Origin of the sequence: Polynucleobacter sp. JS-JIR-II-c23 (assembly GCF_035011225.1) — a bacterium.
Lineage (GTDB): Bacteria > Pseudomonadota > Gammaproteobacteria > Burkholderiales > Burkholderiaceae > Polynucleobacter.
In genome coordinates this window covers 1,174,614-1,192,738 of record NZ_JAYGQT010000001.1, presented here as the reverse complement: position 1 = coordinate 1,192,738, position 18,125 = coordinate 1,174,614, and the positions used below count along the sequence as shown (strand labels likewise).

General features: G+C 46.9%; 16 protein-coding genes, 2 tRNA genes and 1 riboswitch. Of the genes, 3 read left to right on the top strand and 15 right to left on the bottom strand.

The genetic code is table 11. The features are described 5' to 3' along the window. Positions 1-15 precede the first annotated feature (15 nt). The 5 genes from VC159_RS06060 to VC159_RS06040 all read right to left on the bottom strand — a co-directional run bounded on the left by VC159_RS06060 (position 16) and on the right by VC159_RS06040 (position 5,041). Positions 16-441, bottom strand: coding sequence for a DUF4442 domain-containing protein (locus VC159_RS06060; RefSeq protein WP_323473091.1), 426 nt, complete (start codon positions 439-441; stop codon positions 16-18). Between the two features lie 39 nt (positions 442-480). Beyond that, the gene (locus tag VC159_RS06055; RefSeq protein ID WP_323473090.1) at positions 481-2,223 is read right to left on the bottom strand and encodes an IlvD/Edd family dehydratase; all 1,743 of its coding nucleotides are present in this window, start codon (positions 2,221-2,223) and stop codon (positions 481-483) included. Positions 2,224-2,288: 65 nt separating this feature from the next. Continuing rightward, the gene (locus VC159_RS06050) at positions 2,289-3,128 is read right to left on the bottom strand and encodes a transporter (protein ID WP_323473089.1); all 840 of its coding nucleotides are present in this window, start codon (positions 3,126-3,128) and stop codon (positions 2,289-2,291) included. Positions 3,129-3,170: 42 nt separating this feature from the next. After that, on the bottom strand, positions 3,171-3,698 hold the full coding sequence (locus VC159_RS06045; RefSeq protein WP_072582364.1) for a hypothetical protein: 528 nt from the start codon (positions 3,696-3,698) through the stop codon (positions 3,171-3,173). A 29-nt stretch (positions 3,699-3,727) separates the two neighbouring features. Beyond that, positions 3,728-5,041, bottom strand: a complete 1,314-nt coding sequence (locus VC159_RS06040) for a U32 family peptidase (protein WP_323473088.1) — start codon at positions 5,039-5,041, stop codon at positions 3,728-3,730. Positions 5,042-5,276: 235 nt separating this feature from the next. On the opposite strand from VC159_RS06040, the gene VC159_RS06035 reads away from it, so the two are divergent. Further along, positions 5,277-5,861 (top strand): hypothetical protein, encoded by a 585-nt coding sequence (locus tag VC159_RS06035; RefSeq protein WP_323473087.1) that lies wholly within the window; start codon positions 5,277-5,279, stop codon positions 5,859-5,861. 65 nt (positions 5,862-5,926) lie between these two features. On the opposite strand, the gene VC159_RS06030 is transcribed toward VC159_RS06035, so the two are convergent. Next, positions 5,927-6,002 (bottom strand) — tRNA-Asn (locus VC159_RS06030). Between the two features lie 21 nt (positions 6,003-6,023). On the opposite strand from VC159_RS06030, the gene thiD reads away from it, so the two are divergent. Beyond that, entirely contained in the window at positions 6,024-6,908 is an 885-nt protein-coding gene (gene thiD / locus VC159_RS06025; RefSeq protein WP_323473086.1) for a bifunctional hydroxymethylpyrimidine kinase/phosphomethylpyrimidine kinase, read from the top strand. 28 nt (positions 6,909-6,936) lie between these two features. Here thiD and thiE read toward each other — a convergent pair whose 3' ends face one another. The 9 genes from thiE to VC159_RS05980 form a co-directional block, all read right to left on the bottom strand. Beyond that, positions 6,937-7,863, bottom strand: coding sequence for a thiamine phosphate synthase (gene thiE / locus VC159_RS06020; protein WP_323473085.1), 927 nt, complete (start codon positions 7,861-7,863; stop codon positions 6,937-6,939). Positions 7,864-7,876: 13 nt separating this feature from the next. Further along, positions 7,877-8,695, bottom strand: coding sequence for a thiazole synthase (locus VC159_RS06015; RefSeq protein ID WP_323473084.1), 819 nt, complete (start codon positions 8,693-8,695; stop codon positions 7,877-7,879). A gap of 21 nt (positions 8,696-8,716) precedes the next feature. Then, entirely contained in the window at positions 8,717-8,914 is a 198-nt protein-coding gene (gene thiS / locus VC159_RS06010) for a sulfur carrier protein ThiS (RefSeq protein ID WP_323473083.1), read from the bottom strand. Next, positions 8,905-10,053: an FAD-dependent oxidoreductase gene (locus VC159_RS06005; protein ID WP_323473082.1), complete on the bottom strand. Its 1,149-nt coding sequence runs from the start codon at positions 10,051-10,053 to the stop codon at positions 8,905-8,907. The genes thiS and VC159_RS06005 overlap by 10 nt, the downstream gene beginning before the upstream one ends. A 3-nt stretch (positions 10,054-10,056) precedes the next feature. Then, the gene (thiC, locus tag VC159_RS06000) at positions 10,057-11,997 is read right to left on the bottom strand and encodes a phosphomethylpyrimidine synthase ThiC (protein ID WP_323473081.1); all 1,941 of its coding nucleotides are present in this window, start codon (positions 11,995-11,997) and stop codon (positions 10,057-10,059) included. A 37-nt stretch (positions 11,998-12,034) separates the two neighbouring features. Further along, positions 12,035-12,142, bottom strand: a riboswitch (TPP riboswitch). A 74-nt stretch (positions 12,143-12,216) separates the two neighbouring features. Beyond that, a complete protein-coding gene (locus VC159_RS05995) occupies positions 12,217-13,050 on the bottom strand; it encodes an NUDIX hydrolase (RefSeq protein ID WP_323473080.1) in 834 nt (277 codons plus the stop codon). 224 nt (positions 13,051-13,274) lie between these two features. Then, positions 13,275-13,349, bottom strand: a tRNA-Arg gene (locus VC159_RS05990). 178 nt (positions 13,350-13,527) lie between these two features. Continuing rightward, complete coding sequence (locus VC159_RS05985; RefSeq protein ID WP_323473079.1) at positions 13,528-14,760, bottom strand: MFS transporter; 1,233 nt, start codon at positions 14,758-14,760, stop codon at positions 13,528-13,530. A gap of 5 nt (positions 14,761-14,765) precedes the next feature. Next, positions 14,766-15,986 (bottom strand): CaiB/BaiF CoA-transferase family protein, encoded by a 1,221-nt coding sequence (locus VC159_RS05980; RefSeq protein ID WP_323473078.1) that lies wholly within the window; start codon positions 15,984-15,986, stop codon positions 14,766-14,768. Between the two features lie 79 nt (positions 15,987-16,065). Between VC159_RS05980 and VC159_RS05975 the strand changes: the two genes are divergently transcribed. Beyond that, positions 16,066-18,054 (top strand): DNA topoisomerase IV subunit B, encoded by a 1,989-nt coding sequence (locus tag VC159_RS05975; protein ID WP_323473077.1) that lies wholly within the window; start codon positions 16,066-16,068, stop codon positions 18,052-18,054. Positions 18,055-18,125 lie beyond the last annotated feature (71 nt).

Below are 18,125 nucleotides of genomic sequence, written 5' to 3'. Positions count from 1 at the left end.
AGTTAACAATGTACGTTAGCTTTTCTTAATCTTCTTGCGGATATATAAAGTCTTCGTAATTCTCGCGACCACATCATCCTCTTGATCTTTCACATCGACAACAAAGTCTTTGAGTACTTTGTCGCCAGACTCAGCGGCTTTAATAATGTCATCAATTTGGGCTTGAGTAATTCCAAAGCTGGCATGAACCTTACCTTTGCCAGGTTTCAGAAACTCAATCTTGGCTGCTTGATCCCAAACAATATAGCGTTTGCCAATATTCTGGGACACCATCATCATGAAGAAGGGGTCGGTCATTGCAAATAGGCTACCCCCAAAGTGAACGCCAATAATATTTCGGTTCAATAGACCATGCTTAAGGCGTACTCTGGCTTGACGAAAGTCTTTGGCAATATGCTCAACCGTAATGCCTGCGCCCAGGAACGGGGGCCATAAATTCATGCCCCTGCGCAAGAGATTAGCGTTCATTGTTGAAAGCTTCTATTTAGATGAAGGGGTTTTGCCAACCATCTTGGCTGCTCTTAAGAAATCAAAGTCCACTCCTTGATCTGCTTGAGTCACGGTATCCAAAAAGAGCTTCTTATAGCCACGCTCAGCAGTCGGTGAGGTAATGGGATTGTCTTTCATGCGCTGAGCAAGCTCTTCATCTGAAATGAGTAGGCTGATCTCTCGATTCTTAACACTTAGGCGAATACGATCACCATTGCGAACTTGTGCCAAAGGACCGCCAATAGCGGATTCAGGGGTAACGTGCAACACAATGGTGCCGAAGGCGGTACCGCTCATACGTCCATCGGAGATCCGCACAATATCTTTGACGCCAGCTCGTGCCAATTTCATAGGAATGGGAATATAGCCAGCTTCTGGCATGCCAGGAGCGCCTTTAGGCCCAATATTTTTGAGTACCAAAATATCATCAGCAGCGACATCTAAGTCTGCGCTATCAATACGGTTAGCTAAATCGGCAGCATCTTCAAACACCACGGCACGACCTTCATGCTCCATGAGCTTTTCATTGGCAGCCGACTGCTTGATGATGGCGCCACCAGGCGCTAAATTTCCGTGCAATACAGCAATGCTGCCACGTGGGTAAATGGGTTTATCAAATGGGCGGACGACATCTTGTTTAAAGCTCGGTGGAGCGGCATCAATCTCTTCGCCAAGAGTTCTACCAGAAACAGTCATCGCATTAAGTTTTAATAGAGGCTTCAGTTCACGAAGCAAGGTAGTCATGCCGCCAGCATCATGAAAGTTTTCCATATAGTGGTCACCAGAGGGTTTTAAGTCCACCAAAACTGGGGTCTCATCACCCATCTTATCGAGTGCATCCAAATCAATCTCTAAACCCATGCGTCCAGCAATAGCAGCTAAGTGAACTATGCCATTAGTGGATCCGCCAATGGCTAACAAAACACGCATCGCATTTTCAAATGCGTCTGCAGTGAGTACCTTATCAATCGTTAAACCTTCTTTAGCCATCTTCACAGCACAAGTACCAGTTTCTTCGGCGACGCGGATGCGGTCTGCAGTAACTGCTGGTGGCGTTGCGCCGCCTGGAACCGTCATACCTAACGCTTCCGAGATGCAGGCCATCGTGCTTGCTGTGCCCATTACGGAACAAGTGCCAACACTGGCTACTAGTTGATCGTTAACCTCATCTTTTTCAACTTCATCAATTTCACCGGCGCGGAATTTACCCCAGTAACGGCGACAGTCAGTGCAAGCGCCTACACGTTCGCTGCGATGGGATCCGGTGAGCATTGAGCCGGTAATCAGTTGAATGGCGGGTAAGCCTGCAGAAGCGGCACCCATCATTTGTGCAGGAACAGTTTTATCGCAACCACCAATCATGACGACTGCATCCATTGGTTGTGCGCGTAACATTTCTTCGGTGTCCATGGACATCAGATTGCGCAAGTACATACTTGTTGGCGCTGCAAAACTCTCATGGATAGAGATCGTTGAAAACTCCATTGGCAGACCACCAGCTAACATCACACCGCGCTTTACCGCTTCCAAAAGCTGAGGCATATTGCCGTGACAGGGGTTGTAAGCGCTACCGGTATTGATAATGCCGATTACAGGGCGATCTAATGCGCTATTGGTATAGCCGGCACCTTTGATGAAGGCCTTGCGTAAAAATAAAGAGAAGCCTTTATCTCCATAGCTGGTCAAGCCTTTACGTAAACCGCTCTCTGCGGGATCTTTTGGTTTATTGCTCATGATTGGTCTCGTATCTCTTATTAATGTTCTTTGGCTTTATTGTAGCGATGGAATAGCCTGTTTACCTACAGTCCACCACCCCAGCGGTACTGCCAGGAAATACCCAGTGCGGTGTAGTCAGTATTGGTGTTGGAGTAGACGCCTTTGCTACCGGTTAGGCGAATCGAATTGTGCTTATTGATGGGGTAAGAAAAAGTGCTGCCAAAACGCCAATTTTCTTGTGAGCCACTGATTGCTGTGCCATTGACGTATTTCTGCCCACCGATGAAGTAGGTCGCATCAGCAGAAATATAGGCCGTATTCTGAAAGTAATAGATCGCATGGGCTTCCGAAGAGTAGATGGGATTTTGGGAGAGTGTATTGTTTCCCAGAAAACTGGTATTGCTGGTATAGATCGTGGCCATGCCTGCTAATTCCAAGCGCCATGGTCCGACTGCTTGAGAAGCTCCGATGGCAGGTTGAATCAGTGAGCGATTGGCACCCACGTTGAGCATTTGTTCGCTGTTGTACTTGCCCCATGGGATGGATGCAGCAAGACTAGTGCCAATAATGAGGTCTTGCTGGTAATTTTTAAATTCCTCTAGCGAGAGCGCAGGTGCGCCATAAAGATTGGCGGAGATTTTTACAACCGGATCTGATAAGCCCTCGGCAGATGCATTGACATTTTGAGGGCCAAGACTGCCGGTACCAGAAAGCTGGGCATAAGGTATTAATAAGCTGATTCTGCCAGACTGGCCGAAGATATCAATGATGCGGGTTAGATTTACCGCCTCCGTAGTGAGGGTGTAAGAGCCACTTTTGGCTTGCGCAATGCCGCCAGTAATAAAGTTAATCCCTATGGGCGCATTGGAATAAGCGCGAGCTTCAATTTCTTGAGCAGAGGCCTGTTGGTAAAAAAACGCCAATAGGCAAAGCCAAAAAATTCTCACGCAATACAAATAAGGCAATTATTTTTTGGAGCCAAACAAGACTGCAAGAGTTTCAGTATTGCCTACGACCATATTAAAGCCCACAAAAATCAAGTAAGGCCAAACAATTAACCAATACACAATCGACATGGCAAGGACTCTTAATGGATCGCCGCTTCCAAAAGATGCCATAGAGGCAATAAATTCTTTACCATTAATGAGTCCATGCACTCCAGCTTCAAGATAATTCAGGGCGATGACCACCACTAGATAGATCAGCGACTCAAGCATGAGTGACTTAACAATGCCGCTTTGTTTATCAATCTTAATTGGATAAACAGCCTGAGCAATCAACATAAATTTTGCCGATAAAGCAGCTTTAATCAACGCAAACCCAAAAAGAGAAAGAGGAATGGGGCGCTCTTCAAGAGCAGTTGCAGCCATAAAGGCAATCGCGCAGAACCAGGTGCCGAAGTAAATCGATAAAGCAAACGCTTTCTTAATTTCCTCTTCGAGCTTCATTTTCAAGCCTGGTTTGTTTGAGGCGCTCTTAGCGATGTTAGTCATGAAGATCTTTTATCAGAAGAATGGGGAAGTTAATCGCCGCAAGTAGAGCAAGAGCTAGAAGTAGCTACTTCAGCTGGTGCGGGTTCTTGTGTATAGCGTGCAATAAAAGCATGTGAAGTAACCATTGGAATTTTGAGCCAAACAAAGTGACCTGAGCCAAGAGCAACATCAATCAACTCGCCCTTCATATTCCACATCTCAGTCAATACAACATCTGTGTTTCCGTTTGGTTCGATGATTTCAATTTTGTCACCAACAGAAAAACGATTCTTCACATCTACCTTGACTCGGCCGGTAGCAGAGTCAATTTCCAGCGTCTCACCAACATACAAGCTACGTCCCGATAAAGAATGGCCGCGCATATAGAGTTGGTACTCTTTGTCATGGTGACGCTCATAAAATCCATCTGTATAACCACGGTTAGCTAAACCTTCTAATTGACCTAACAGGGCAGTATTAAACGGCTTACCAGCAACAGCATCATTAATTGCTGCTCTATAGGCTTGAACAGTACGTGAAACGTAATAAGGTGATTTGGTACGTCCTTCAATTTTGAAAGAGTCAACACCCATCTTGGTTAAGCGCTCAATGTGCTCAACGGCTCGCAGATCCTTGGAGTTCATGATGTAGGTGCCATGCTCATCTTCTTCCATTGGCATCAAATCATCAGGGCGACGAGCTTCTTGCAAAAGCACTACATCACCACTGGTATTTTGTTGCCCAGGTTTCACCTTGTAATCCCAGCGGCAAGCATTGGTACAGGCGCCTTGATTGGAATCTCGATGAGACATATAGCCGGATAACAAGCAGCGACCAGAGTAGGCGATACAGAGTGCGCCGTGAACAAATACCTCAAGCTCCATTTCTGGACAGTCTTGACGGACTTCTTCAATTTCATCAAAGGAAAGTTCGCGGGACAAAATCACACGACTAATGCCAACAGATCGCCAAAACTTAGCAGAAGCACCATTCACAGTATTAGCTTGTACTGATAAATGAATTGGCATATCTGGCCAAGCTTCGCGCGCCATCATGATTAGTCCAGGATCAGACATGATTAAAGCATCCGGCTTTAATGCAATTACTGGATCCATGTCTTTAATATATGTGCGCGTTTTACCGCCATGAGGCAATAGGTTGGAAACCAAATAAAACTTCTTGCCCATTTCATGGGCGGTATCAATTCCATTCTTCAACACCTCAATCTTGCCGAAGTCGTTATTGCGCACCCGCAGTGAATAACGAGGTTGTCCGGCATAAATGGCATCTGCGCCAAAATCAAAGGCGGTACGCAGCATGGAAAGGCTGCCAGCTGGAGCGAGAAGTTCAGGAATCTTAGTCATCCGGCTATTTTAGTGAATACGGCCGAACTTGTTTGATTTGCTCCATGACTCAGTCCTGGGGCCTGCTAGAACTGGGTTTGCGTAGGCCTGACAAGTAGGCGGTTAGCTAATGAAGAGTATCCTACGGGGGATGTGGAGAGCATTGTCAAAATGAAAGGGAAAGCCTTCCCTTTGAATTTTCACCCTAAATTGAAGGCGCTTAGTATAAAAGCAGAACGAATCCAGAAAGAATGCAATGTCAAAACTCACATCCAAACCCATCCTAAAAAAAGCCAGTGGAATTCTGACTCAAGAGTTTGCAATACCTAAAGATATTGCCTGGGCATGGGTTACCTTGTTGCTCTCACAAGAAGAGCAAAAGCGCGATAGCGAAGAAAAGCGTTATAGCCGCATTGCTGAATTTGAAGCTTGGATTTTGGGTCTAAGCCTACCAACCGATCCAAAGAATCCTGAGGGCGGTGCAGTGAGTCCAGAAGCAGTAAAAAATTCAGCAAGAAATGTCTTTGAGTGGCCACATGAGTACATCTTCGAAGAAACAGCAGCGCCCAATCATATGGATGCTAAGGTTACCTATAGCGATACCATCACCAAACCTATTTTGGATGCAGTGAAAGATGCTGGTGGATCCAATGACCGAGCAGCACTGATCGCCATCTTAGAAGGCTATGCAAAGGAAGGTAAAGAGCCGTTCGCTAATGTCACACCAGAAGGCATCGAATGGAAAGGTAGTGTTTGGAAGGAGGGGGATAAATACAATCTTCTGACATTGAAGTCTCTCCATAATCGCCTGTCCAACTTGCGCAAGAAGGGCTTGATCTAAGAGATCGACTTAATCAGTCCTCATAAAGAAAAAGCCCCTAGATTTCTCTAGGGGCTTTACTTATTTGGCTCCTCGACCTGGGCTCGAACCAGGGACCTACGGATTAACAGTCCGGCGCTCTACCGACTGAGCTATCGAGGAATAAGCCGATATTATAGCAAGATGAATTCACTTCTTCCCACTTCTGTGCAGATCCCCAAAGTACTGACCATTGCTGGGTCCGATAGTGGCGGCGGGGCGGGGCTCCAGGCTGACCTCAAGGTCATCACAGCCTTGGGCGGCTACGGCATGTCAGTCATTACGGCAATTACCGCCCAAAACACCTTGGGCGTAATGCGTATTCAGGATGTCGATTTTGATGTGGTAGAAGCCCAGATTGACGCTGTTTTAATGGATATTGGCGCCGATATTGTCAAAATCGGTATGTTAGCTAGCCCAGAAATAGTTCGAACAGTTGCTAAATCTTTACGCAAACACGGCGTTAAACGGATTGTTCTAGATCCTGTTCTGCGCGCTACTTCTGGTGCAAGCTTGGGTGGCGACGATACCGCTCAAGCCATGATTGCTGACTTGTTTCCGATTGCAACACTGGTTACGCCCAATCTAGATGAAGCTTCATTACTACTTGGTCGTGAAATAAGTGGTCCCAATGATTTCAAATTGGCCGCTGAAGAATTACTCGAGATGGGCCCACAAGCAGTACTCATCAAAGGTGGTCACTTGGATAGCACGCAAGCCCAAATTACCGATTACTTAATGTGGCGTTCCGTGGAAGACGGTCTTGAAGTTGTGCAATCAAAAGAATTCAAACACTATCGTGTCAATACAGTAAACACGCACGGCACCGGATGTTCTTTAGCATCTGCCATTGCTACCTATCTAGCTGATGGCCATGATCTAGCTCATGCAGTTGCTAAGGCGATCGCTTATGTGGAGGCAGGCTTGGAGGCAGGGCGCTTCTTAAGTATTGGTGAAGGTCCAGGACCCCTCTGGCATATGCATGATTTCTATCCCACAGCATTGCTAGATGAAAAAGAAAAGAATTGAAGCAAGCTTTAAAGAGGTAATGCAGGCTCTAAGCCTGCATTAATTCTTGCAAGTGCTTGACTGCTGCCTTAGGATCTTTAGCTTGGGTAATGGCTCTCACAACAGCTACAGAACCAACACCACTTTTTGCTACCGCATGAATGCTATCTTGATCAATGCCGCCAATAGCAACTAGCGGGTAATTGTCCATGAGCTGAGCATATCGATATAAGCGACCCAGTCCTTGCGGTGCTGTAGGCATCTTCTTTAAATTCGTAGGAAAGACGGCTCCCATCGCAATGTAACTTGGGCAAAAGCGATCTGCATAAGCCAGCTCTGCATAGCCATGAGTACTTAATCCCAGTCTTAAACCCGCTACCCGAATCTCTTCTAGGTTTGCATCTACTAAATCTTCTTGGCCTAAATGCACGCCATAGGCGCCGGCATCAATTGCTTCTTGCCAGTAATCATTAATGAAGAGTAAGGTCTTGCTATCTTTAACTGCTGCAACAGATTCTTTAATTTGTTTTCGGATCTTGGATTTTTCATCCGACTTAAAGCGAAGTTGTACTGTAGGCAGCTCCGCATCAACCATGCGCTTTACCCACTCAGCATCCGGCATGACACCATACAAGCCTAAGCGTTTCGGACACTCCTTAAACGCATTGGGATTCATATTGCGAGTCCAAGGCAATAAATCAAAATGCTCTGGCCGACTAGGCCATTTAAAGGGATTAAAGCCACCATCTTGCAATGTCATGCGTGACCATGCCTTACCCAGAATTCTGGCGTCAGGCTCGATAAATCCCATCTCAATAGCAGCTAGTGCGCCTGCCAATTCGTAGTGATCGACAGCTGCTTCATTATCAATCAGTGGAGGTGGAGAGTTCAAACTAAAGCTTGGAATCGGAATGCACAAATCTTCATTGCGATGCGCAGCAACGATTTGATCGGCAAGGTCACGAATTAGGCTCATGAGTTCAGTGTACTTAAGATTGGTGCCAAAAAGGAGTGCCCACCAATGGAGTGCTTGCCTGAGCTGATTCCTGGGGCTTCATAGCGCCAGATAAATAGGCTGTACGACCCGCATCAACCGCCATTGCAAAGGCTTTGGCCATCACTACAGGATCATCCGCCAAGGCTACTGCGGTATTCAGCAGTACTCCATCAAACCCCCATTCCATGACGGTGCAAGCATGAGAAGGAAGTCCTAGCCCAGCATCAACCAAGAGCGGAACTTTTAATCGGTTGCGCAACAGTTTCATGGCGTAGGGATTTAAAGGCCCCTGTCCGGTGCCAATTGGAGCAGCCCAAGGCATGACTGCTTGGCAACCAACATCTACTAAGCGTTGGCACAAAATGAGATCTTCTGTGCAATATGGCAGAACCTTAAAACCATCTTTAATCAATGTCTCAGCTGTTTGCACTAAGCGTAAGACATCAGGTTGCAAAGTGTAATCATCACCAATCAGCTCTAGCTTGATCCAATCGGTTTCAAAAACTTCGCGTGCCATTTGCGCGGTGGTAATCACTTCTTGTGGGCTATGGCAACCAGCGGTATTCGGCAGAACAGGAACTGCCATCTTCTTAAGCAAATCCCAAAAGCCGCTATGTGCTTCAGCAGTTGATGTTCCCTGGCGACGCAAACTCACAGTAATCATGCCAGGGTTTGATGCTTGTACAGAGTTCTCAAGCACCAGTGGAGAGGGGTAACGTGAGGTCCCTAAAAGCAAGCGACTCGCAAAGCTCTCGCCGTACAAGACAAGGGTGTCGGCGCTATTGAGATTATTAGGTAAAGGGGCGTTCATATCAAAGTAGTGTTTTCTAAATCAGCCGCCGGTAACGGGGGCGATAATTTCAATTTGATCATCCTCATTCAAGACAAAGTCTGCATGCTTAGTCTTGGGTACAAAATGGAGATTCACGGCAACAGCATAAGGCGGCTTGGCATTAATCAATGCTAGAGCGTCACTCACCATGCTTTTGCTGGGCAACTCATAAGCCACTTGATTCACGATTATGCGCATACCGCCTCGATACGATTGTTATCTTGAGTCATGCTCAATCCCAAATCCAATGCAGTTTTGCTTGTGCCGTATTCTAAAAGTTCTAATGCGCAATCGAGTACCGCAGGAGAAATCATAAAACCATGGCGATATAAACCATTGATCATGATCAAATCAGCAAGCCCTTTATCTTTTTGAGACCGAATTTCTGGGAGATTATTTTTTAAAGTTGGGCGACACTGCGTCGCCATCTCCAAAATGCGCGCTTCTGCAAACCCGCTATGAACGGTATAAACAGCGCTGAGTAACTCCATGGCAGAACGTACGCTCATTTCTGACAAGTCATCAGACTCAATCTCCGTTGCACCCACCACATAGACGTCATTTTCTTTAGGGGCAATATAAATCGGATAGCGCGGATGGATTAAGCGGGTAGGGCGACGCAACTTTACTTCTGGTGCATACAGTCGAATGACCTCACCACGAACGCCACGCAGGCTATTGGGCTTGTCCCCAGATAACCAAGCTTCTCTAGCGCCTGTACCACGACAGTCAATTACCGCTTTATAGTCAGTCTGTTTGCGCAATTCAGACGGGTCGATCTCGGTATGCCAGTGACAGTCAACCTGAACGAGCTTTAACTCACTAGCGAGAGCATCCAATAGCTGACGATTATCCAATTGCCCTTCATTGGGTAAATACAGTCCTTGAGTAAAGCGATCGGCAACGCCAGGCTCGAGTTCGCGCAATGATTCGTTATTGAGCTTTTGTGGTCCGCTGAGATCAGCGTTTGAGCGACAGTTCTTCTCTAAATGAGCAGTAAAGCGTTCAGCTTCACTGGCATCTTGGCGGTGCCACAAAATCAAAGTGCCATCTTGCTGAAAGTAAACCGGTGAAGATAAGTCAGCAATAAGCTCCTTCCAGCGAGGCAGGCTATGCAAACCCATGCGCACTACCGAATCTTCAGTAATTGCAGATTCAGCTAATGGTGCCAACATCGCTGCAGCAATGCGCGCAGCAGCATGGGCGCCGTCAGGACCGCCTTTATCAAAGAGATCGACTTGAGCACCGCCTTTAGCAAGAGCAACAGCCAGCAAGCGACCCATTAGGCCGCCGCCGACAATTGCGTATTTACTATTGGAGAAGCTTGCGCAAGTCATTGCTTACTGATAAATCTCACTACCGCGCTTACGGAACTCTGCGGACATTTCATCCATGCCCTTAGAGGCATCAGTCACCTCAGTAATCGGAATGACCTTGGCCTTAGGGTTGCCATCAGCATCTAAAGTCGCAGCATAATCACGCACCTCTTGAGTGATCTTCATGGAGCAGAACTTCGGACCACACATGGAGCAGAAGTGCGCAATCTTGGCGCCTTCAGCTGGCAGTGTTGCGTCGTGATACTCACGCGCACGCTCAGGATCTAAGCCCAGATTAAATTGGTCTTCCCAGCGGAACTCGAAACGCGCCTTAGATAGGGCGTTATCGCGTACTTGTGCACCCGGTAAACCTTTAGCCAAGTCAGCGCCATGGGCAGCAATCTTGTAAGTGATGATGCCTTCACGTACATCTTCTTTGTCCGGCAAACCTAAATGCTCTTTTGGTGTGACATAGCAAAGCATCGCTGTGCCGTACCAACCGATTTGTGCAGCACCAATACCGCTGGTGATGTGGTCATAGCCAGGGGCAATATCGGTAATCAATGGTCCGAGGGTGTAGAAGGGAGCTTCTAAGCAATGCTTGAGCTCTTCAGTCATATTCTCTTCAATGCGCTGCATTGGAACGTGTCCAGGACCCTCAATCATGACCTGCACATCATGTTTCCAAGCTTTAGCAGTCAGCTCACCGAGTGTATGAAGTTCACCAAACTGAGCAGCATCATTCGAGTCAGCAATACAACCAGGACGCAAACCATCGCCCAAGCTAAATGACACGTCATACGCTTTCATGATCTCGCAAATCTCATCAAACTTCGTGTACAGGAAGTTTTCTTTGTGATGAGCCAAGCACCATTTAGCCATGATCGAGCCGCCACGAGAAACAATACCGGTAATACGATCCGCTGTTAGCGGCACATAACGGAGTAATACACCAGCATGAATGGTGAAGTAATCTACACCTTGCTCAGCTTGCTCAATCAGTGTGTCACGGAACATTTCCCATGTGAGGTCTTCAGCAATACCGCCGGTTTTATCTAATGCTTGATAGATTGGCACTGTGCCAATAGGTACTGGAGAGTTGCGAATAATCCATTCACGAGTCTCGTGAATATGTTTACCAGTGGAGAGATCCATGATGGTATCTGCACCCCAACGAATGGACCACACCATCTTTTCAACTTCTTCATTAATGGATGAAGTAACAGCAGAGTTACCTAAGTTACCGTTAATCTTCACGCGGAAGTTACGGCCAATAATCATTGGCTCTAATTCAGGGTGATTGATATTTGCTGGAATAATTGCGCGTCCTGCAGCAATCTCGGAGCGAACAAATTCACCGGTGACGATGTCAGGCAGGTTGGCGCCATACCCTTTACCTGGATGCTGCTTCAATAGCTGCTTGTAAGCAGGATCTTTGCGCAGTTGCTCAAGGCCCATGGATTCACGCAGGGCGATGTATTCCATTTCAGGAGTAATGATTCCTTGGCGAGCGTAATACATCTGACTGACGTTATGACCAGATTTAGCTACACGTGGTGCGCTGATATGAGAAAAGCGTAAATTTTGTGTGGCCTCATCTTGTGAGCGTGCAACACCGTATTCAGAGCTAGGCCCTGCCAACTGGATGGTGTCATTTCGTTCTGCAATCCAAGTGTCACGCAGTCTTGGCAAACCTTTTTCAAGATTAATCACAACATCAGGATCGCTATATGGACCGGAAGTGTCATAGACAGGTACTGGAGGGTTTGCCAACATCTCTTCACCTACGCGGGTAGGTAGCTGCTCAATCATGCGGATTGGCGCTTTGACATCAGGCCTTGAACCTTGGAGGTAAGTTTTTGTCGAGGCTGGATAGGCAAACTTTTGCCCGAAGTCGCGCTCTAAGCTTTTAAGGCTTGGAATCTCGTGTTTAGCGTTTTTAGTTGAGGTGTTGCCTGTACTCATGTCCATCTCCTAGCTGTTTTAGATGGACGAAACCGGGTGTCGGTCTGATGTAACTCCCCACGCCAGCATTACCTGGATCGGGTTATAGGGTCTTTCTCAGCGCCTTCTAGCAAAACTGCTATGAAGGGCACCCCTGTTTCATCCTTAAGATGAATTTAACCACGAATTGACTGATTGCTGCATGACGCCAGTCAAGCCCTGCCAAACAGGCCTGGTAGGCTACTTATTGCGGCGCAATATGAAGTCTGCGGTCACAAAGGCAGCATCAGAGGTGAATTCATCAGCCAGGATTCTGGCGGCAGCTTCTGGCAGGGAGATTTCAATAAAGCCACTGACTTCACCATCATGGTTAGTAGGGATAAAGTTGTCAGCCAACTCTAAATCATAGATATACAGCTGCTCATCATGAAAGCCTCGATCTAGTGATGGGCGGCGCATATGTATCCGCCCCACAGGTTCAATTTGATCAGAGAGGTGTTCGGGTACACCAGCTTCTTCCCAAAGTTCACGACGCGCACTGACCCAGGGTGTTTCATCGGCAGTAATCCCGCCAGCCGCCAAGTTGTCTAACTTACCTGGATCGGTTGGTTTAGTCTCACTCCGTCTACCCAGCCAAATGGTATTACCGTGGGTATAACCATTGATATGCGTTGCCATGCTGCGAAAGCCAAAGGTACGAAACGCAGCACGTTCCATGCGAAAGTATTTGTGACCATTTAGATCAACCCAAGCAAAGTCTTCGTTACGCCAGCCTGGAATAAATCCACCCAATCTCATGCGGTTGGCTAATTGATAAAGGCTGTTAGATAAATCCCTAGGCTTGCCCAACTGAATGGTGAGTTTGTCATGACCCATTGCAATAAGTGCAATGGATTCTTTTTGTAAGGACTCTTGCAGATAGGGAATGAACTCTGGATTGAGGTGACCAATCAGTTGCTCGCCGCTTGCGCCACGGGATAAATAAATCGGCAGGTATTCCGCAGGAGCAGAACGCGCCGTATTTTGGAGCATTTCCTCGAGGGCGGCTAGCGTACTGGTTGAGAGACTGGTCATGCCCTAAGTGTAAGGGAACTTCGCGTTCTACGCCCTGATTAACAAGGCCCCTTAACACAAAATCTTATAGGAACTAGATTAAATATTTATAAACAAACACGCAAAGTAGGGAAAGATATTCTGCACACAAATTAAGCAAGCTAGGTCTGTCTATACAAATCTGTGACTTACGAAAACTTTTGAGGATTTATCCACAAGGCCTGTGGATAACTCTGAAGAAATTCTGGTCCCGCCGACAGGAATCGAACCTGTATCCCACGCTTAGGAGGCATGTGCACTATCCATTGTGCTACGGCGAGATGCTAGGAAAACAAAAAGTGTGCTATGTCAATTCTAATGAATTACCAACCACATAGTGCCCATACTTGATTTGTTACGGCCACCATCATATCGGGTGCGAAGTACATTGAGAAAACGAACAACAAAATGAATAAAGCAAACCCATAAGAGATGAGCTTCCCAATGCCTGGTTTTTTCTTAAGCATTGGCCGCTCTGTGAATTGCTCGTTCCTTTACGGGCAGATTAACTAAGAAAGCAAAAACGCCCAACCCAATCGCAATTTCCCAAACAATTAAATAAGAGCCAGTTTGGTCAAACAAATAACCTCCTAGGAAGGCTCCACAGAAGCTACCCAATTGATGCGAGAAAAAGATGAGACCAGAGAGCATCGTTAGATACTTCACACCAAAAATTTGCGCAACAATACCGTTGGTCAGTGGAATGGTAGATAGCCATAAGAAACCCATAATGGCAGCAAAGATGTAAGTACTCATCGGTGTTGGTGGCAATAACAAGAACGCTGTAATGGCAATGGAGCGACCAATATAGATTGCAGATAGCAAATAGCGCTTAGGAAAGCGTTGACCTAAAATGCCGGAGCTGTAAGTGCCGAAGATATTAAATAAGCCAATTAAGGCTAGAGCGGTTGTGGCAACCACGGGAGCGCCAACCGCAGGATAGCTTGAGGAAAGATCCTTGAGGTAGGGCGCTAAATGCACTGCAATAAACACTACCTGAAAGCCGCAAACAAAATACCCTAGAGTTAAATAGCGAAAGCTTGGATTACCAATGGCTTCTTTAAGCGCCTGCTTAATCGTTTGATCGCCCAGCTTATGGTTGTAAGTGAAATTCTTTTCACGCAACATAAATGCAGTTGGAATCATTAAGCTGGCCATCAATGCCAACATGAGAAGCGCATCTTGCGTTCCAAACATGCTGAGCAAACCTTGCTCCGCTGGAATCATGAGGAACTGGCCAAATGAACCGGCGGCTGCAGTAATACCCATTGCCCATACCCGTTTCTCCGCAGAAACATTGCGACCCAAGATTCCATAGACCACGCTGTAGGTCGTGGCAGTTTGTGCCAAACCAATGAGCAAGCCACCAGCTAATGTGAAATTCATGACATCAGTAGAGATAGCCATGCCTGCCAAACCTAGGGCATACAAAATCCCACCGGCAACCATGATTTTGAATGCGCCGTAACGATCAGCCAAGGCCCCCGTAACTGGCTGCACAGCTCCCCAAATCAGATTTTGTAAAGCAATAGTCAGAGCAAACGTTTCGCGACCCCAGCCATTGGCTGAAGTAATGGGTAAATTGAAGAGGCCAAAGCCATGACGAATACCCATCGATAGGGTGACCATGAGTCCACCGTAGATGAGGACTTCCTTCATCGAAAGCCCTGCTTTGGATGCCTGTGCTGTCATGGAGCTTAGATGATTCCCTTGGTGCGCAGCGCTTCAATCGCTTGATCATCGAGCTTGAGACGTTCATGCAAAATCTCTTGCGTATGTTGACCAAGCGTAGGCGGTGCCATTCGCACCTCAGTGGGTGTTTTAGAAAGACGCATAGGACTGGCGACTAATTTCATATTGCCAACAGTGGGATGTGGAACATTGATCTCAACCCCACGAGCTATGACTTGCTCGTTTTCAAAGACTTCTTTGAAGTTATTGATTGGTCCGCAAGGAACATTTACTTTTTCTAGAAGTGATATCCATTCCTTCTTTGTTTTTTTACGGGTCATAGCTTCCAGTAGCGGCACTAGCTCATCTCGGTGTTGAACGCGGAGTGGGTTAGTGGCGTAACGTGGATTATCAGCAAGGTGCGCTTCTTCGCCAGCCAGAACAAAGTGTCTATATTGACCGTCATTGCCAGCAGCAACAATCATCCAGCCATCCGATGTTGGGAAGGTTTGATACGGAACAATGGTTACGGAGGCATTGCCAATCCGACGGGGCACTTTTTCAGATGTCAGGTAGGCGCTTGAAACGTTAGCCATCACTGCAATTTGGGTGTCTAATAAAGCCATATCGATGTATTGGCCTTCACCTGTATGGTCACGGTGAATGACTGCTGCCAATATGGCTGTAGAGGCATACATGCCGGTGAAGATGTCTGCGATTGCAACCCCTGCTTTTTGTGGGCTAGCTCCTTTAACACCATCCGCTTCACCGGTGACACTCATAAATCCGCCCATACCCTGAACAATGAAGTCGTAGCCAGGACGATTAGCAAAGGGGCCAGTCTGACCAAAACCTGTAATTGAGCAGTAGATCAAATCTGGCTTTACCTTTTTGAGGCTTTCATAATCCAAGCCATATTTAGCGAGGTCGCCAACTTTATAGTTTTCAATCACCACATCCGATTCGGCAGCCAGCTGACGGATCAACTCTTGACCTTCTGGTTTTGCAATGTCGACCGTAATTGAACGTTTATTGCGGTTGATGCAAATAAAATAGGCAGATTCTTCAGTTTCCTTGCCATTGGCGTCTTTGACAAAGGGAGGCCCCCAATGGCGGGTATCGTCGCCAACGACTGGTCTTTCGACTTTGATGACATCTGCACCCAAATCCGCTAGGTTTTGAGCGCACCAAGGCCCTGCCAAGACTCGGCTAAGGTCTAAAACGCGAATATGACTTAAGGCTCCCATCCCCCGATTTTGGCATGGATGACAGGGGAATTCCCGAAAAATTCGGTCTAGAGCTCAGACATGACTACAATTTGCGCGCATGGCTACCCGTAAAACTTCCGAATACAGCGAATCGTCGATTCAGGTCCTAAAAGGACTAGAACCAGTCCGTCAACGGCCTGGAATGTACACCCGCACCGACAATCCACTCCACATCATTCAGGAGGTGCTGGATAACGCATCCGATGAAGCCTTAGGCGGTTTTGGTAAGCAAATCATTGTCACGATGCATACCGATGGCAGTGTGAGCGTAGAAGATGATGGTCGCGGGATTCCAGTGGGCATGCATCCTACCGAAAAATTGCCAGTAGTGGAAATTGTGTTTACCCAGCTTCATGCTGGCGGTAAGTTTGAAAAAGGCACTGGTGGTGCTTATGCATTCTCAGGCGGCTTACATGGTGTTGGTGTTTCTGTAACCAATGCCTTATCCAAAAGATTAGAAGTTACTGTTTGGCGTGATGGCCAAATGTCGACATTGACCTTTGCCGATGGCAAGGTGATTGAAAAGCTCAAAACAATTTCTTCTACAAAAGAAGATAAGTCACACGGTACGCGCGTACGTGCATGGCCAGATGGAAAGTATTTTGATAGCTCAGTGATTCCAATGCCTGAGCTCATTCGCCTATTACGCTCTAAGGCTGTTTTATTGCCTGGCGTGAAGGTAACGCTAATTCAAGAAAAATCTGGTGATACTCAGACATGGCAATACGCACAAGGCTTGCGTGGCTACTTAAATGAAGCGATTGCGCAAGCAGGTCATGGCGCCGAAGTCATTCCACCATTCGAAGGCGAGCAATACGCTACCGGCACTGGAGAGGAAGATTCTTTTGCTGAAGGCGAGGGCGCGGCTTGGGTTGTTTGCTGGACTGAAGATGGTGCACCAGTGCGCGAGAGTTATGTGAACTTGATCCCAACACCTGCAGGCGGTACTCACGAAAGCGGTTTGCGTGAAGGCTTATTTAATGCCGTTAAAGGCTTTATTGAGATGCATGCATTGCAACCGAAAGGTGTGAAACTCATGCCTGAAGACGTATTTGCCCGCGCATCTTTCATTCTGTCGGCCAAAGTATTGGATCCTCAGTTCCAAGGGCAGATTAAAGAGCGCCTAAATTCTCGTGATGCCGTACGTTTAGTTTCTGGCTATGTGAAGTCTGCTTTAGAGCTTTGGCTCAATCAGCACGTTGACTACGGTCGCAAGTTAGCTGACCTCGTAATCAAGCAGGCGCAAGCAAGAACCCGTGCCGGCCAAAAGGTAGAGAAGAAGAAGTCTTCTGGCGTAGCTGTTCTGCCTGGCAAGCTCACAGATTGTGAGAGTCAAGACATTGGCATGAATGAAATCTTCCTAGTAGAGGGTGATTCTGCTGGCGGTTCAGCCAAAATGGGGCGAAATAAGGAATATCAAGCCATCCTGCCATTGCGTGGCAAGGTATTAAATACCTGGGAAGCTGAGCGTGATCGCTTATTTGCCAATAACGAAGTGCATGACATCGCTGTAGCGATTGGTGTGGATCCGCATGGAGCAAACGACAGCCCTGATTTATCCAATCTGCGCTATGGCAAGGTTTGCATTCTCTCTGATGCGGACGTAGATGGTGCGCACATCCAAGTATTACTCTTAACCTTGTTCTATAAGCATTTCCCCAAACTCATTGAGTTAGGACATGTGCATATTTCTAGGCCACCACTATTTAGAGTCGATGCTCCAGCGCGTGGCAAGAAACCAGCACAAAAGATTTATGCCTTAGATGCTAATGAGCTTCAAGCGATTGAAGATAAATTACGTAAAGACGGCGTTAAAGAAACGGCATGGCAAATCTCCCGCTTTAAGGGCTTAGGAGAAATGAGTGCAGAGCAACTTTGGGATACAACTTTGAATCCAGATACACGTCGTTTACTACCGGTCACTTTGGGCACATGGACTGAAGACGAAACATTTAAAACAATGGACATGTTGATGGGTAAATCAGAGTCTGGTGCACGCCGTGATTGGTTAGAAGAGCGCGGCAATGAAGTGGAGGCGGATATCTAATGACAACTAAAAAGACTCCTGGAAAAAATACCCTGGTAGATCAGGCTGACTTATTCTCCAGCCCGATCGAA

What these genes read in the sequence shown, in the direction of transcription:
- VC159_RS06060 (WP_323473091.1), bottom strand. Translation starts at nt 441, where the DNA reads ATGAATTTATGGCCCCCGTTCCTGGGCGCAGGCATTACGGTTGAGCAT.
- VC159_RS06055 (WP_323473090.1), bottom strand. Translation starts at nt 2,223, where the DNA reads ATGAGCAATAAACCAAAAGATCCCGCAGAGAGCGGTTTACGTAAAGGC.
- VC159_RS06045 (WP_072582364.1), bottom strand. Translation starts at nt 3,698, where the DNA reads ATGACTAACATCGCTAAGAGCGCCTCAAACAAACCAGGCTTGAAAATG.
- VC159_RS06040 (WP_323473088.1), bottom strand. Translation starts at nt 5,041, where the DNA reads ATGACTAAGATTCCTGAACTTCTCGCTCCAGCTGGCAGCCTTTCCATG.
- VC159_RS06035 (WP_323473087.1), top strand. Translation starts at nt 5,277, where the DNA reads ATGTCAAAACTCACATCCAAACCCATCCTAAAAAAAGCCAGTGGAATT.
- thiD (WP_323473086.1), top strand. Translation starts at nt 6,024, where the DNA reads ATGAATTCACTTCTTCCCACTTCTGTGCAGATCCCCAAAGTACTGACC.
- thiE (WP_323473085.1), bottom strand. Translation starts at nt 7,863, where the DNA reads ATGAGCCTAATTCGTGACCTTGCCGATCAAATCGTTGCTGCGCATCGC.
- VC159_RS06015 (WP_323473084.1), bottom strand. Translation starts at nt 8,695, where the DNA reads ATGAACGCCCCTTTACCTAATAATCTCAATAGCGCCGACACCCTTGTC.
- thiS (WP_323473083.1), bottom strand. Translation starts at nt 8,914, where the DNA reads ATGCGCATAATCGTGAATCAAGTGGCTTATGAGTTGCCCAGCAAAAGC.
- VC159_RS06005 (WP_323473082.1), bottom strand. Translation starts at nt 10,053, where the DNA reads ATGACTTGCGCAAGCTTCTCCAATAGTAAATACGCAATTGTCGGCGGC.
- thiC (WP_323473081.1), bottom strand. Translation starts at nt 11,997, where the DNA reads ATGAGTACAGGCAACACCTCAACTAAAAACGCTAAACACGAGATTCCA.
- VC159_RS05995 (WP_323473080.1), bottom strand. Translation starts at nt 13,050, where the DNA reads ATGACCAGTCTCTCAACCAGTACGCTAGCCGCCCTCGAGGAAATGCTC.
- VC159_RS05985 (WP_323473079.1), bottom strand. Translation starts at nt 14,760, where the DNA reads ATGACAGCACAGGCATCCAAAGCAGGGCTTTCGATGAAGGAAGTCCTC.
- VC159_RS05980 (WP_323473078.1), bottom strand. Translation starts at nt 15,986, where the DNA reads ATGGGAGCCTTAAGTCATATTCGCGTTTTAGACCTTAGCCGAGTCTTG.
- VC159_RS05975 (WP_323473077.1), top strand. Translation starts at nt 16,066, where the DNA reads ATGGCTACCCGTAAAACTTCCGAATACAGCGAATCGTCGATTCAGGTC.